The organism is Qipengyuania xiamenensis (assembly GCF_019711495.1).
GTDB lineage: Bacteria > Pseudomonadota > Alphaproteobacteria > Sphingomonadales > Sphingomonadaceae > Qipengyuania > Qipengyuania xiamenensis.
This window is the reverse complement of the sequence record NZ_JAIGNM010000001.1, coordinates 1,324,642-1,339,127: the sequence shown is the minus strand read 5'-3', so window position 1 is coordinate 1,339,127 and position 14,486 is coordinate 1,324,642. Positions and strand designations below refer to the sequence as shown.

The following is a 14,486-nucleotide window of genomic DNA, read 5'->3' as shown; positions in this document are numbered from 1 at the left end:
TACAGTGGACAGCAAGACGAGATCCCGGATGATGGCCGGGATCGGCGGAAAGGATACAAAGCCCGAGATGCTCGTGCGTCGTGCGCTGCACCGCAGAGGCTTCCGCTTCCGGCTGCATGCGAAAGATCTGCCGGGACGCCCCGATCTCGTATTCCCGAAGTACAGGGCGGTGGTATTCGTTCACGGCTGCTTCTGGCACCGCCACGAAGGATGCCGGTTCGCGACTGTGCCAAGTACTCGGGCGGACTTCTGGAAGAAGAAGTTCGAGGCCAACGTGGCACGCGACCAGAAGGTAATCGCAGGCATCCGGGCCAAGGGTTGGAGGACGGCCGTCGTCTGGGAGTGTACGACTAAGGGCCGGGGGAGAAGCGAGCTCGTTGTCGATGCACTGGCCGAATGGCTGACAGGAGAGAGTAGCTTCATCGAAATCGGTTCACCCGACAGCGTGGAAAATTTTCCCGGGATTTAGCCGGTTCTCCTATTGTTCCGCGCGTGGTCTGCCCTATGATCGTCCAAAATCACGCAAGGACCAGGCTCGCATGGGTTGGAAACTGATCGATCTTTTCTGCGGCGCAGGCGGCATGTCGTATGGTTTCGTAGACAAGAAGTTCTGCGGGGCCTTCGAATGCGTTGCCGCCGTCGACAACGATGCGTCGGCAGTGGCTACGCATTCCCGGAACATCGACGGCCCGGGCTATCCCAAGGACATCGACAAATGGATCGAAGAGGATGGCGTGCCTCAAGCTGACGTCGTGATCGGCGGTCCTCCATGTCAGGGGTTCAGTCTGCTCAACAAGAAGCGTGACGGTGATGCCCGGCGCGCGCTCTGGGAGCCGTTTCTGGATGTGGTTCGATTGTCCGGTGCTTCCGTCTTCGTCATGGAGAATGTCGCCGAACTGTACCGATCTCCGGAGCTTTCGGATATCAAGGCCAGGGCGGACGAGATGGGGTTCGATACGAAAGAGGAAGTACTGAACACGGCGGATTACGGTGTTGCGCAGACGAGGCGCCGCACCATCGTGATCGGCTGGCATCGCAAGTCATTCCAAAATTCGAGCCCGGTCTTTCCTCCGTTGGCGACACACAGCGATCCAGCGAGGCATTCGAACCTTCCGCGCTGGCTGACGGTAAAGGACAAGATTGCGGACCTTCCTCCGCCGGTTGCCACCGAAATAGAGGGCCACGGCACGCTCTCGCTGCATATTCGCCGGAACCCGACCGAGAAAAGCATCGCCCGTTACAAGGCCGTGCCTCCGGGAGGGAACCGCTTCGACCTTCAGCGCAATGCGCCGGAGATCACTCCTGCCTGTTGGATCCGCAAGAAGTCGGGCGGCACGGACCTTTTCGGGCGCCTGTGGTGGGACCGTCCTTCAGTCACGATCCGAACCGAGTTCTTCAAGCCGGAAAAGGGAAGGTACCTGCACCCCGACCAGCATCGACCGATCACTCATCGCGAAGCCGCGCGCCTCATGGGGTTCCCCGACGAATTCGAATTCTGCGGAAGCAAGGTCGAAATTGCGCGGCAGATCGGCAACGCCGTCCCCCCGCCCCTTGCGCACGCGCTCGGCGATATGGTCGCAGGCATGCTGCAGCCACTGAGGAAGACGGCCTGATTGGCCCGAAGGGTTCGCCTTGTGAAGGATATCGAAGCGGCCCTTGCTCGTCAGAAGGGGCAACTGGACAAGTTTTCGAACGCACTGTCCGGTCCCGATCTTCGGAAGAAGGTGCTTGCACTGATACCCGTCGTGCATGGCATCCGGGATATCGGATCGTCACTAATCTCTCGCGAGGACGCTTCTTCAGGCCGGGACCGGGTTCTCTTCTATCTGCGCGCCTATCCGCGAACACTCATCGCAGGTGACGAACTGGCGGTGATTTCCGGAATTCAGGACTGGCCTCGCAGGGTTCGCGAACTTCGAGTGGAGTTCGGATGGTGGATCTACAGCGGAGTCACCTTCCGGCAGCTTCTCAGCGAAGCGGGTGACGATTCCGGCGAGCTTGAACGTCTGACTTCCGACCTCAAGGACCTTCTTGGCGTCGAGCCAGGTCGTATCAGGACCGATCAGTATGTCCTGATGCGTGACGAGCAGGACCGGGACGCTGCCCATCGCTGGAACGTTCTGAACGGAATTCGCAGAGACAAGTCACTGACGTCGGTGAAGGCGAAGCTTCTTGCCTATTTCAGGAAAAATCCGGGGCATCCCATCACCGGTGAAGAGCTGAGATATCTTGCAAAGGACAAGAGCGAATGGGCTCGGCGTACCAGGGAGCTCAGGACGGAAGATGGTTGGCCTGTCCTGACGCGACAGCAAGGTCGACCCGACTTGCCGGTGGGAAGCTACGTACTGGAAGAGGATCGTCAGGCACCTGCCCATGACAGGAAGATCGCTGATCCGGTACGCATAGAGGTGCTCGAGCGCGACGGTTTTGCGTGCAGGGTCTGCGGTTGGACACGAGACAAGGCGAGCAGGGACGATCCGCGGCGACTGCTCGAACTCCACCACGTTCACGAGCATCGCGATGGCGGGAAGAACGAGGCCGACAATCTCGTCACGCTCTGCAATGTCGATCATGACGAAGTTCATGCCGGACGGCTCGATCTTGCCGCGAAGCTGCATTGAACCAGCTGGATTTGAGCCGAGCGGTATGATGCGGGTTTCGCAGTTGAAGATCTGCGACAGGACATGGGCCATCGATGAGGCGAGAGATATGCAGTTTGCGGTTCGCGACATTGCAGGCCGCGAGGCAGCCTGACCCCCAAGGTCGAAAGGCGGTCGGTCCGAGGCCGAGAATGCAGGAGTAGGTGGAGTGGCGGAACGGATCTGGCGGGTTGGGCAGGCATATCGGGACAAGGGCGGCCTGAGTTTCGAAGATGACGAGATTCTCCGTTGGCTGAACACTGAAGCGGGCTCGATCCCCAATTCCGGAGGTATCCGTTTCAAGGACAACGTTGTTTCTGCACCGATCGACAACGAGAGCGGCAGAAATGTTCCTGCGTACTTCGTTCTCGTCACCAGAGACATGAGTGCACAGCATCACAATCCATGGGATGACGTGGTCGACGAGGTAAGCGGAAACATCATCTACTGGGGTGACGCCAAGTTTTCCGCGCGCGAAAAGCACTACAATGATTTTCGCGGCAATGCGCGGCTCGAGGCGGCAAACAATATCCGGCTGGAAGGCCGTCTGGACGAGATGCCTCCGATCCTCCATTTTTCCAAAAGGCAATCGGGCTATCTGGTCTTCAACGGGCTCTGCGTGCTTTCCGATCTCAGACATGCCTGGTTCGAGGATCACGGTAAGCCGGTGAAGAATCTCCGTGCACTGCTCTCGATCCTCGACGTCGAAGAGGTCGATGTCGATTGGCTCAATGCCCGAGTGACAGGAGCTGACACCAATGCTGTCGACAGAAAACTTGCTCCGAAGTCATGGTTGAGGGCCCGGAAGGGAAAGATCGATCGCCGCCACGTCTGGGCTTCGAAGATTCGTCGCAAGGAACAGCAAGTCCCGCTTTCCGGATCGGAGGACGAAGCAATCCTCGAAGAGGTAAGATGCCTTTCGCCTGTCGCATTCGAGGCCTTCACCGTGGCACTGGTCAACAAGTTGCCCGAGATCATGCCCGGGCTGGAGCACAAGGTGACACGTACGCGGAGAGCCGGGGACCACGGCATCGATTTCTTCGGCATGTTCCGGTTGCCTTACCCGATTGCATACGAGATCGATTTCCTCGGCGAGGCGAAGCGCTACCGGAGCCCTATCACGCCGGATCAGGTGTCGCGGCTCGTAGCCAGGCTGGGGCGGGGTCAATACGGGCTCTACTTCACGACATCCTTCTTCAGCGAACAGGCTCAGCGCGAAATCGAGGCCGATCGTTATCCGGTGCGCCTGTTTTCCGGGCAGGACATCGTGAATATCCTGAGAGCGGGCGACTGCATCTCGGAAGGGCAAATCCGTCAGGACTGGCTGACGTTGGCCATCGAAGATGCCCCCGATCATGTCTCGGATGGACTGAAACCCGTATCCATCTGGTAGCTTTCCTTCTTCGTGCCAGAACTGGTCGAGCCTCGAAGACTTTTCCCTCACGTTACCCGGCTGTGCCATTCCCGGCATTATTATTGCCGGCCATGATCGATTTGATTACCAATCATATTGCCGAATAAAAGCCAGTATAGTACCTAAAACAGCATGTTTCATTGCCGAATAAATTGCCAATCTGGGCGTGCGGTCGAGGGCCGCCTGCATCATTCTTCTCGTCATGAAACGGAGACGAATGATGCACACAGCAGCAGCAGAAGTAATTCGGACAGAGGGGCGCGTAACGGCACATGCGAGGCTCAGGGCCCAGCAGAGAGGTATCAGAGCGGCCGAACGGGATCTGGTCTTCATGTTCGGCGACAGGGAAGAGCCAGCGGGTTGCGGATGCTACCGATTGAGCATTTCCCGCCCCGCGCTCCGGCGCCTTCAGTCCGAAGGCAGGATCTCGCCTCGCCAGGCGGAGCTGTGCGGGCGACTGACGATCGTCACCGACGGCCGAGACATAATCACCAACTACAGGAATTGAGGGCAGGATGAAGAACCAGAACCAGTCGGCCGACCTGCCGTCCCTACCGCTCCGCGGACTGAAAGCGCTGACAGATGATCCCCCGCTGGAAGGTCAGATCCGTTCATGCTCGCGTCTGAGAGCCGAGGACAAGCCGGTGTTCGCCGTAAATCTCGGAGTACTCGCGGAGCGTGTGAACCCGACCAATCCCCTCGATGGTGCAAGAGAGATCGTCGAGACATCGGGAGTCGATGGAGTGTGGGCGAAACGCAAACGCTACTTCCGCCTTCCGGGTGAGGAAGCGCCGCGCGCGGGAAAGGACAGTGCGTATGCGTCCAGTGGACCGACATTTGTCAACCTCGCGGAAGCGGCGGCCAGGCTGATCGCACCTTCTGCAAATCCCGAATTAGCCGAAGTCGAAAAGTCTAGGGCGATCAGGATTCTCGCCCAAGGCAGCTCATTTCTTCCCGTCTGGACTCCGACGGACCCCGGTGAGAAGACCGCCAAGGGTCTGCTAGACGAGTATGCTGCACGAATTGTCGAGATGGTTCGCAGGGAGACCCGTCTGGTGGAGCTCTGGTCTGTCCTCGACGATACGCCGATAGATCTCGAGGCCTTCGACCAGGAGGAGTATGACGCGGTGCTCCCGTCGGCGTTCGGCGATGCTGCCGAATATCCGGTCGATCTCCTGCGCCCCCAATTCAGGGATTTCATCGTCGCTGCCCGGTTCGTTCCTGGTGGCATCAACCGGCACTGGGCGGAACCGTCCCTAGAGCTCGGCAGGGTGACCTACGGCCGCGACCTTCGTATGCTCGTGGTGCCCGAAGACATGCGGGATCTCTTTTCCGAGAAGCGCTGGGACGACCTGCCATTTGAAGCGCTGGACTGGATGGCATCCAGCGGGTTCGGGCGGTTCTCGTTGACCGAAGGAGACGAATACGAGGAGGAATTGGCTGCCATGCTCGGCTGGCGGAAAGTCTCCTTCAGTGTTTCCCTCAATCTGTCGCTCGGTATTTCGCGTGGAGACGACCACCAGCCGAAGCTGGAGCTGCATACCTATTCTCCTGACGAGATCTTTGCCTTCGGAGATGGCGGAGTGCACTGTGGCTTTGCGGGGCAGAACCTGGCGAAAGTACTCGAAGGAAACGGCAATGCTGTTCAGCACTACAGCTGCTGGATCGGCGAAGAACATCCCGACATTCGGCCGAACACTGCAGCCTATCTCGTTTTCGCCGCGCCGGTCGATCGGAAAAGGCTGGATGGTGCGGAAGTAGTGGGCATTCTAACGGATGACTGGTTCTGGCAGCCCGGTATGAGCAAGATGCTCCACGGTGTTACCGGCTGGACTGAGGGTGCCAAGGCTGCGGAGCTTCTCGTGGGCGATGAGGCAAACTTTCACGCGGTTGTCGACCAATGCGAACCGGAAGCCGGACCTCTGAGGGAGGGGTCGGTAGGTTCTGCGCTGCTCTACAACGCGCTCAATGCTTCCGCCGAAAACCGTGTGGCAGGTCTCCTTGCGGAGCGGGCCAGGCTCACGGCCGATGCCGGTCTGCGCTTCCACGAAGCGATGGTGGAGACCTATCGGGAAGCAATCAGGAAGATCTGAAACACCGATCGCTTTGTCGTGAGGGAATTTGGTGCGGACAGATGCTCGGTGCTGTCGATCTGGTGCAGCTTCCGGCCGAAGCGAGTTTGGCGCAAAAAGGCAGTTGGCACATCAGGAGCAGGCGTTTTTCAAATGCAAGCATACTAAAGTGACTAGCCGGCTCCGATTTCATGCTCTCAATGGGAGACCTCTCAAGAAGGAGGTATACATGGCAACCTATCGCGAAATCATCGACCGGGTCCGTCAGACCGACGGTTTCGTTGCGCAGACCTGCTGGATCGCCGACGTGAAGGCCTCGCACGGCCTGACCCGTGGCCAGTCACCGAACCGCATCGATCCGGGCCGCAAGGTCAAGCCCTGTCCGCCCGAAAAGCGCGCCGCGATCGAGCGTGCTCTCATCCATTTCGAGATGGTCTGACCGGCACAGGGTTCAGGCGGGGAGGACAGGGCGTCTGGAGCCGGTTCCGTCAGCGATCCTTCCAGTTCTCGATGACGGGAGGATGAGGCTTGCCCTCGTCGCGCAGTGCCTTGGCGAGCTTGTTGAACAGGTGCGGGTTCCCGCGAGCGCTGTCTGTCTTGCCGTTGATCGTGGAGAGCCCGTGCCCCGGAATGCTCAGATGGATGTCCCCGGCCTTCTCGTCGAACCAGATCCCGATCCTGGGGTAGGCGGTCCTGCCGCTGCGTTCAGCCATGCATCACTCCGGGCTCCAGTTTCCGCACGAGCATGACCATTCGGCCGGCCCGCGGCAAGCCTGGCATGTTGACGCCTGCCGGATCAGGCATTGTCCGGAGCCGTTCGCGGGCGTACAATGCCGGTTGTCGACTCGGACATTCCGGACATCGTCGGGTGCCCTTCAGCGGGGGCGTGTGCTAGGGGCCTTGCCTCGGGGCTTCGCTTGCGCGCATTCCGGATTGAGCAAAAATATCAATGATTTGAATGAGTTATTTGGGTCCTCTTCTGGGCACCATTTTCCCGAAAATTCAGTTTCCCGAAAAGCGTCCCTCACGCGTCAGCCTAGATGGCGAAATCGAGACTGTATCCGGTTGCGTAATAGAGCTGCGTCGCGGTGACGGAGCGCTGGCCCAGCCAGGTCACGCGTTTCATGGTGAAGAGCGCCTCGCCTTGCTCGACCCCCAGAACGGAGGTCAGTTTGGCGTCGGCGCTGGTTGCGCAGAGGCTGACATCGCCGCGGGTGAAGGGCACGGTGCGGATCAGCCATTCATTGGCGCTCGTCTGATCGAGGTCGGCCTCTTCGAAATCGGGAACCGTCCCGAGATTCACCCAGCGACGTTCGAATACGAAGGGACGTTCGTCGGACAGGTGCAGCGTCTCGAGATAAGCGCAGCGGCCCTCTTGCCCCAGGCCCAGTAACTGCGCGATTTCTTCTGTCGGGGCGAGAGTTTCGCGGCGCACTATCCTGACCGAATAGGCCGCGTCGCGGCTTTCGACCTGCTCGCGGATGATCGGGATTTTCAGCTGCGCCTGCGGGGCGGGCATCGGCCGGACCCGTGTGCCGCCCTTGCGCTTGCGCTCGACGATACCCTCGTCCGCGAGCGCCTGCAGTGCGCGGTTCACGGTGGTGCGCGAACACTCGTACTCGGCGGCGAACTCCATTTCGCCGGGGATCAGTTCGCCGAGCTTCCATTCACCGGCAACGATCCGATTGCGGATGGCCTCGCGGATGCCGCCGTGGGTGACGCCGTTCACAGGGCGCTCCGCAACTCGGCCATGGTCGCGGCAAACATGCGGCGGATTTCGCCAGCGCGGACATGGTCGCCGCCGGTCACGATATGGCGGCCGGCCGACCAGACCTCGTTGACCGGATTGCCCTCTACACCGAACACCCAGCTGTCGATGCGCTGGTCGGGATCGGACCAGTCGAGGAAGGGGAGATCGTCGCGAAGGGCGACGAGGTCGGCAAGCTGGCCTGTCTCGATAGAGCCTGCCTTGCGTCCGATAGCCTGCGCGCCGCCGCTCGCCGCTCGCTCAAGCAAGTTGTGCCCGTTGGAGCGGGTCTCGTCGTTTGTCAGCACCGCGCGCTGGCGCAGGGCAAGGCGCTGCGAGACTTCAAGCATGCGCAGTTCTTCGGCCGCCGAAATGCGGATATTGGAATCCGACCCGACGCCGAACCGCCCACCTGCCTCGAGGAAATCTCGTGCAGGAAAGATGCCATCGCCCAGGTTTGCCTCGGTGGTCGGGCAAAGGCCTGCGACAGCGCCCGAGCGCGCCAGTCCCGACGTTTCGCCATCATCGGCATGCGTCGCGTGGATCAGGCACCAGCGCTCGTCGACGGGCATATTGTCGAGCAGCCAGCGGACCGGCCGTGCGCCGAGCGCGGCCTCCACCTCCTCGATTTCCTTGACCTGTTCGGCGGCATGGATGTGGATCGGTCCGTCGGGGCACAGATCGAGGCATGTTTCGAGGCCTTCGACGTCGACGGCCCTCAGCGAGTGTGGCGCGACGCCGAGGCGGAAGTCGGACGGCATGCGCCCTGCGGCGTCCGCGATGGTCGCGTAAAGCGCCTCGAACTCGGCAGGGCCGCATCCGAAGCGTGACTGGCCCTGGTTCAATGCCCGCTTGTCGAGCCCGCCATAGCTGTAGAGCACGGGTAGATGGGTCAGCCCGATGCCGCTGGTCTCGCTCGCCGCGAAGATGCGCTGCGATGTTTCGGAGGGGTCGTCGAAATGCCCGCCGCCCGGCTGGTGGTGGAGGTAGTGGAACTCTGCCGAGGCGGTGAAGCCCGCCAGCGCCATGTCCATCTGCACCTGCGCGGCGATCGCCTCGATATGGTCGGGCGTGAGGATGTCGAGGAAGCGGTACATGACCTGCCGCCAGCTCCAGAAATCGTCCGACCCTGATGGGCCGCGCGTCTCGGCAAGGCCCGCCATGGCGCGCTGGAAACTGTGCGTGTGCAAATTGGCAAGGCCCGGGATCAGCGTGCCCACGGCACTCGCGGCATCGAAGCCGTCCTCGCCGAGATAGGTGATCGTACCGGTATCGTCCCAGCGGACCACATGGTTTGCGAGCCAGCCGCCCGGGGTCAGGACCTGCCGCGCAGAGATTTCACCGGCCATAGCAGCTTGCGCCTTTCCAATATTATGTGCATACATAATCACGCATAGAGGGGAAGCGCAAGCCCATGAGTCGTAGGGTCTTCAACGGATGCGGTGCAGCGACCATGAGCGCCGGCAAGGGCTATGGCCTGATCGAGAACGCGGCCATCGCTGTCGATGGAGACCGGATCGCTTGGGTTGGCCCCGCGCAGGATTTGCCTTCCGAGTACGCTGATTTTCCCGATACCGATCTCGGCGGTGCACTGGTCACCCCGGCCCTTCTCGAATGCCATAGTCACCTCGTTTTCGGCGGCGACCGTGCGCAGGAATTCGCCATGCGGCTCGGCGGGGCGAGCTATGAGGAAATCGCGCGTGCGGGCGGCGGTATCCGCTCGACCGTGAAGGCGACACGCGAGGCGAGCGACGAGGAATTGCTGGCCGCTGCGCTGGTCCGCGTCGACGATCTGCTTGCCGACGGGGTGGCGGTGATCGAGGTCAAGTCCGGCTACGGCCTCACCATCGACCACGAAATGCGCATGCTTCGCGTCGCGCGCAGTATCGAACAGCACCGGCCGGTGCGTATCCGCACGACATGGCTGGCTGCCCATGCGCTGCCGCCCGAGTACGAAGGCCGCGCGGACGATTACGTGGACGAGGTCGCGATCGCCGGATTGCGACAGGCGCATGCGGAAGGTCTCGTCGATGCGGTCGATGCCTTCTGCGAGAACATCGGTTTCACTCCCGAACAGGTCCGCCGCGTATTTGAAGTGGCGCGCGAACTTGGCCTGCCGGTCAAGCTGCATGCAGAGCAGCTGAGCGATCTCAAGGGCGCGGTGCTCGCGTCGGAGTTCACAGCGCTCTCGGCCGATCACCTCGAATATCTTGCGCCGGAAGATGCAGCGTCGCTGGCCGCGAACGGCACGGTCGCAGTGCTGCTGCCGGGCGCCTTCTTCACTCTACGCGAAACCCAGCTGCCGCCGGTCGATGCCCTGCGCGAGCATGGAGTGGGAATAGCTGTCGCGACCGATGCCAATCCCGGGAGCTCGCCCATGTCCTCGCTCCGGCTGGCGATGGGCATGGCCTGCACGCTGTTCCGCCTGACGCCTGCCGAGGCGCTTGCGGGAGCCACGCGTCATGCCGCCACAGCGCTGGGCCTGTCGGATGAGTACGGTACCATCGAAGCGGGCAAGCGCGCCGACCTTGCCGTGTGGCAGGTGCAGCATCCCGATTACCTCGGCTACTGGCTCGGCGGCGATCTGCTGCGCGGGCGGATCGTGAACGGAGAATTCCATGAGCGTTGAGCTCTCGCCCGGCCAGGTCGGCATGGCGCAACTCGAGGCGCTGTACCGCGACGGGTCGGCCTTCCATATCTCGGGCGAGGCCATGGGCGAGGTCGCGGGCGCCGTCGAAAGGCTCGAAAAGGCCGTGTCGAAGGGCGATGCGCTTTACGGCGTGAACACCGGCTTCGGAAAGCTCGCCAGCGTGCGGATCGCGGATAGCGACCTTGCTGCTCTCCAACGCAATATCGTGCTCTCGCACAGCGCGGGCTTCGGCAAGCCGTTGCCCGCCGATGTGGTCCGCCTGATCATTGCGCTGAAGTGCATTTCGCTCGGACGCGGGGCCTCGGCGGTGCGTCCGGTGGTAATCGAACGCCTCCAGCAGATGGTCGCGAGCGATGTCATCCCGCTCGTGCCCGAAAAAGGATCGGTCGGCGCCTCGGGAGATCTCGCGCCGCTGGCCCATGTGGCCGCCACGCTCATCGGTGAGGGCGAGGCGTTCTACAAGGGCGAGCGCATGGCGGCTGGCGCTGCCTTGCAGAAGGCAGGTCTGGAGCCGGTCGAACTGCAGGCCAAGGAAGGTCTCGCGCTTCTCAACGGGACGCAGGTTTCGGCGGCCCTGGCGCTGGTCGGCCTGTTCGATGCGTGGAGCCTCGCCACCAATTCGCTGGTCACGACCGCGCTGTCGATCGATGCGGCTATGGGGTCCTCGGCGCCATTTCGCGACGAGATCCACACCCTGCGCGGTCATCGCGGCCAGATCGACGCAGCGCGGATCGTGCGCGATTTGCTTGAAGGGTCGGAAATCCGGGAAAGCCACCGCGAAGACGATCTGCGCGTGCAGGACCCCTATTGCCTGCGCTGCGCTCCGCAGGTCGTGGGCGCATGCCTCGACCAGTTGCGCCATGCAGGCCACGTCCTTCGCACCGAGGCCAATGCGGTGACCGACAATCCGCTGGTCCTGTCCGACGGCGAAGTGGTCTCGGGCGGCAATTTCCATGCCGAGCCGGTGGGGCTGGCAGCAGACGCCATTGCCCTGGCAGTCTCCGAGGTCGGAAGCATCGCGCAGCGCCGCGTCGCCCTGCTGGTCGATCCGTCGCTCAGCTTCGGCCTGCCCGCTTTCCTGTCCGCCGATCCGGGCCTGCAATCGGGCCTGATGATTGCGGAAGTCACTTCGGCTGCGCTCATGAGCGAAAACCGCGCGCTCGCCAATCCGCGTACGGTGGATTCCACCCCCACCTCGGCCAATCAGGAAGACCATGTGTCGATGGCCTGCCATGCCGGACGCCGGTTGATCGAGATGAACGAGAACCTCTCCGCGATCCTCGGTATCGAGGCAATGTCGGCAGTGCAGGGGATCGAATTCCGCGCCCCGCTCAGCACCAGCGATGCGCTCCAGTCGGTGATGGCGCGCGTCCGCGAAGCCTCGCCGACGCTGGACAGCGATCGCATGGTCGATGGCGATATTTCGGCCGCAGCTGAACTGCTTGCATCGGGTCCGCTTTGCGAGGGACTTCACGAAGCCTCGATCGGCGAGGCCTTGGGATGAACCCGGTCAGTGTCGAGACCGGTAATTCGCCGATCGTCCTTGCGCAGCCGCATTCGGGGACGTGGCTGCCGGACCATATCCTCGAGGCGCTCGAACCCGGTGCGCGAGAACTGTTCGACACAGACTGGCGTATCCCCGAGCTTTACGAAGGACTGGTCCCCGACGCGACCATCGTTCGCGCAAACTTCAATCGTTATGTCATCGATGCGAACCGTCCGCCCGACGATGCCTCGCTCTATCCGGGGCAGAACACGACCTCGCTCGTCCCGCTGACCGATTTCGATGCGAAGTCGATCTGGCGGGAGGAGCCGGAGGCCGCCGAGATCGAGCGGCGAAAGTCCGAGTTCCATGCGCCCTATCACGCGGCGCTGACCGATCAGCTCGCGCGGGTGAAAGCGCAGCACGGGTTCGCCGTCCTTTACGATTGCCATTCGATCCGCAGCCACGTGCCCTACCTGTTCGAAGGCGAATTGCCCGTGCTCAACATCGGGACCAATTCGGGTGTATCCTGCGCCCCCCAGATCGAGAGCGCAGTCGAGCAGGCCTGTGCCGCAAGCGCTTTCAGCCACGTCCTCAATGGCCGCTTCAAGGGCGGCTGGACCACGCGCCACTACGGGCAGCCTGCAGAGAACATCCACGCCGTCCAGATGGAGATCGCGCAAAGCGCCTATCTCGCGGCGGAAGAACCGCCCTTCGCCTATTTCCCCGACAAGGCCGCGAAGCTGCGCGATACGCTCGCCGCGGTCTTTGCCGGCATCGAAAGCACTTTCGGAGACCTCACATGACCATCGACCGCCGCAATGCCCGCGACGTGAAAGCGCCCACCGGCCCCGACCTAACCTGCGGCAGCTGGCAGACAGAAGCGCCGTTCCGCATGATCCAGAACAATCTCGACCGTGAAGTGGCCGAGAACCCCGACGAGCTGGTGGTCTATGGCGGCATCGGCCGTGCGGCGCGCAGCTGGAGCGATTTCGACCAGATCCTGACCAGCCTCAAGACGCTGTCGGACGACGAGACGTTGCTCGTCCAGTCGGGCAAGCCAGTAGGCGTGTTCCGCACGCATAGCGATGCTCCGCGCGTGCTCATCGCCAACTCCAACATCGTGCCGCACTGGGCGAACTGGGAGCACTTCAGCGAGCTCGATCGGAAGGGCCTGATGATGTACGGCCAGATGACCGCGGGATCGTGGATCTACATCGGCACGCAGGGCATCGTGCAGGGCACTTATGAGACTTTCGTCGAGGCGGGCCGCAAGCATTATGGCGGTGACCTCACCGGCAAGTGGATCTTCACCGGGGGGCTTGGCGGCATGGGCGGCGCGCAGCCGCTCGCTGCGGTGATGGCGGGTGCCTGCTGCCTCGCGGTCGAGTGCAATCCGGAAAGCATCGATTTCCGCCTGCGCACCCGTTACCTCGACGAGAAGACCGACAGCGTGGACGAGGCCCTCGAAATGATCGAGCGTTGGACTGCTGCGGGCGAGGCCAAGTCGGTCGGCCTGCTCGGCAATGCCGCCGAGATTTTCCCCGAACTGGTGAAGCGCGGAGTGCGGCCCGACATCGTCACCGACCAGACCAGCGCGCACGATCCGGTCAATGGCTACCTCCCCGAAGGCTGGACCATGGGCGAATGGCGCGAAAAGCGCGAAAGCGATCCCAAGGCGGTCGAAAAGGCCGCGCGCGCCTCGATGAAGAAGCAGGTCGAAGCCATGCTGGCCTTCTGGAACGCGGGCGTGCCGACGCTCGATTATGGAAACAATATCCGACAGGTCGCGCTCGAAGAGGGGCTGGAGAACGCCTTCGACTTCCCCGGCTTCGTCCCTGCCTATATCCGCCCGCTCTTCTGCCGCGGGGTCGGCCCGTTCCGCTGGGCTGCACTCTCGGGCGATCCGGAAGACATCTACAAGACCGATGCCAAGGTGAAGGAGCTGCTGCCCGACAACCACCACCTCCACAACTGGCTCGACATGGCCCGCGAGCGGATTGCCTTCCAGGGCTTACCCGCGCGTATCTGCTGGGTGGGTCTGGGCGATCGCCACCGGCTCGGCCTCGCCTTCAACGAGATGGTGGCGAATGGCGAGCTTAAGGCACCGGTCGTGATCGGACGCGACCACCTCGATTCAGGATCGGTCGCCAGCCCCAATCGCGAAACCGAGGCGATGAAGGACGGTTCGGACGCGGTCAGCGACTGGCCGTTGCTCAACGCTCTCCTCAACACAGCCAGCGGGGCTACATGGGTCAGCCTGCATCATGGTGGCGGCGTCGGCATGGGTTTTTCCCAGCATGCCGGCATGGTCATCGTCGCCGACGGGACCGAGGATGCCGCGCGGCGGCTCGAACGCGTGCTCTGGAACGACCCGGCAACCGGCGTCATGCGTCATGCCGACGCGGGCTACGAGGACGCTGCGGATTGTGCGCGCGAGAAGGGGCTGAACCTGCCGGGCATCCTCGGCTAGCGCGCCCG

The 14,486-nt window shown here is 62.3% G+C and carries 13 protein-coding genes; 10 read left to right on the top strand and 3 right to left on the bottom strand.

Going from position 1 to position 14,486, the window contains the following annotated elements; genetic code table 11:
• Nucleotides 1-4 precede the first annotated feature (4 nt).
• From K3165_RS06830 to K3165_RS06805, 6 genes are all read left to right on the top strand, one after another.
• On the top strand, nucleotides 5-469 hold the full coding sequence (locus K3165_RS06830; protein WP_425594397.1) for a very short patch repair endonuclease: 465 nt from the start codon (nucleotides 5-7) through the stop codon (nucleotides 467-469).
• Between the two features lie 70 nt (nucleotides 470-539).
• The gene (locus K3165_RS06825; protein ID WP_221548004.1) at nucleotides 540-1,613 is read left to right on the top strand and encodes a DNA cytosine methyltransferase; all 1,074 of its coding nucleotides are present in this window, start codon (nucleotides 540-542) and stop codon (nucleotides 1,611-1,613) included.
• A 21-nt stretch (nucleotides 1,614-1,634) separates the two neighbouring features.
• Entirely contained in the window at nucleotides 1,635-2,621 is a 987-nt protein-coding gene (locus K3165_RS14165) for an HNH endonuclease (RefSeq protein WP_221548003.1), read from the top strand.
• Nucleotides 2,622-2,808: 187 nt separating this feature from the next.
• A complete protein-coding gene (locus tag K3165_RS06815; protein ID WP_221548002.1) occupies nucleotides 2,809-4,032 on the top strand; it encodes a restriction endonuclease in 1,224 nt (407 codons plus the stop codon).
• Between the two features lie 536 nt (nucleotides 4,033-4,568).
• Nucleotides 4,569-6,146: a hypothetical protein gene (locus K3165_RS06810; protein ID WP_221548001.1), complete on the top strand. Its 1,578-nt coding sequence runs from the start codon at nucleotides 4,569-4,571 to the stop codon at nucleotides 6,144-6,146.
• Between the two features lie 208 nt (nucleotides 6,147-6,354).
• The gene (locus K3165_RS06805) at nucleotides 6,355-6,564 is read left to right on the top strand and encodes a hypothetical protein (protein WP_221548000.1); all 210 of its coding nucleotides are present in this window, start codon (nucleotides 6,355-6,357) and stop codon (nucleotides 6,562-6,564) included.
• A 49-nt stretch (nucleotides 6,565-6,613) separates the two neighbouring features.
• Here the strand turns inward: K3165_RS06805 and K3165_RS06800 are convergent, their stop codons facing one another.
• The 3 genes from K3165_RS06800 to K3165_RS06790 all read right to left on the bottom strand — a co-directional run bounded on the left by K3165_RS06800 (nucleotide 6,614) and on the right by K3165_RS06790 (nucleotide 9,221).
• Nucleotides 6,614-6,838 (bottom strand): hypothetical protein, encoded by a 225-nt coding sequence (locus tag K3165_RS06800; protein ID WP_221547999.1) that lies wholly within the window; start codon nucleotides 6,836-6,838, stop codon nucleotides 6,614-6,616.
• Nucleotides 6,839-7,161: 323 nt separating this feature from the next.
• Entirely contained in the window at nucleotides 7,162-7,854 is a 693-nt protein-coding gene (gene hutC, locus K3165_RS06795) for a histidine utilization transcriptional repressor HutC (protein WP_221547998.1), read from the bottom strand.
• Nucleotides 7,851-9,221: a formimidoylglutamate deiminase gene (locus tag K3165_RS06790; protein WP_221547997.1), complete on the bottom strand. Its 1,371-nt coding sequence runs from the start codon at nucleotides 9,219-9,221 to the stop codon at nucleotides 7,851-7,853. The genes hutC and K3165_RS06790 overlap by 4 nt, the downstream gene beginning before the upstream one ends.
• A 65-nt stretch (nucleotides 9,222-9,286) precedes the next feature.
• Here K3165_RS06790 and hutI point away from each other — a divergent pair, with 65 nt between their 5' ends.
• The 4 genes from hutI to hutU are packed head-to-tail and all read left to right on the top strand — an operon-like array spanning nucleotide 9,287 to nucleotide 14,478.
• Complete coding sequence (gene hutI / locus K3165_RS06785; protein WP_221547996.1) at nucleotides 9,287-10,501, top strand: imidazolonepropionase; 1,215 nt, start codon at nucleotides 9,287-9,289, stop codon at nucleotides 10,499-10,501.
• Nucleotides 10,491-12,026: a histidine ammonia-lyase gene (gene hutH, locus K3165_RS06780; RefSeq protein ID WP_221547995.1), complete on the top strand. Its 1,536-nt coding sequence runs from the start codon at nucleotides 10,491-10,493 to the stop codon at nucleotides 12,024-12,026. Before hutI ends, hutH begins: the two co-directional genes overlap by 11 nt.
• Entirely contained in the window at nucleotides 12,023-12,811 is a 789-nt protein-coding gene (gene hutG / locus K3165_RS06775) for an N-formylglutamate deformylase (protein WP_221547994.1), read from the top strand. The genes hutH and hutG overlap by 4 nt, the downstream gene beginning before the upstream one ends.
• Complete coding sequence (gene hutU, locus K3165_RS06770; protein ID WP_221547993.1) at nucleotides 12,808-14,478, top strand: urocanate hydratase; 1,671 nt, start codon at nucleotides 12,808-12,810, stop codon at nucleotides 14,476-14,478. Before hutG ends, hutU begins: the two co-directional genes overlap by 4 nt.
• The last annotated feature ends 8 nt before the right edge of the window (nucleotides 14,479-14,486 follow it).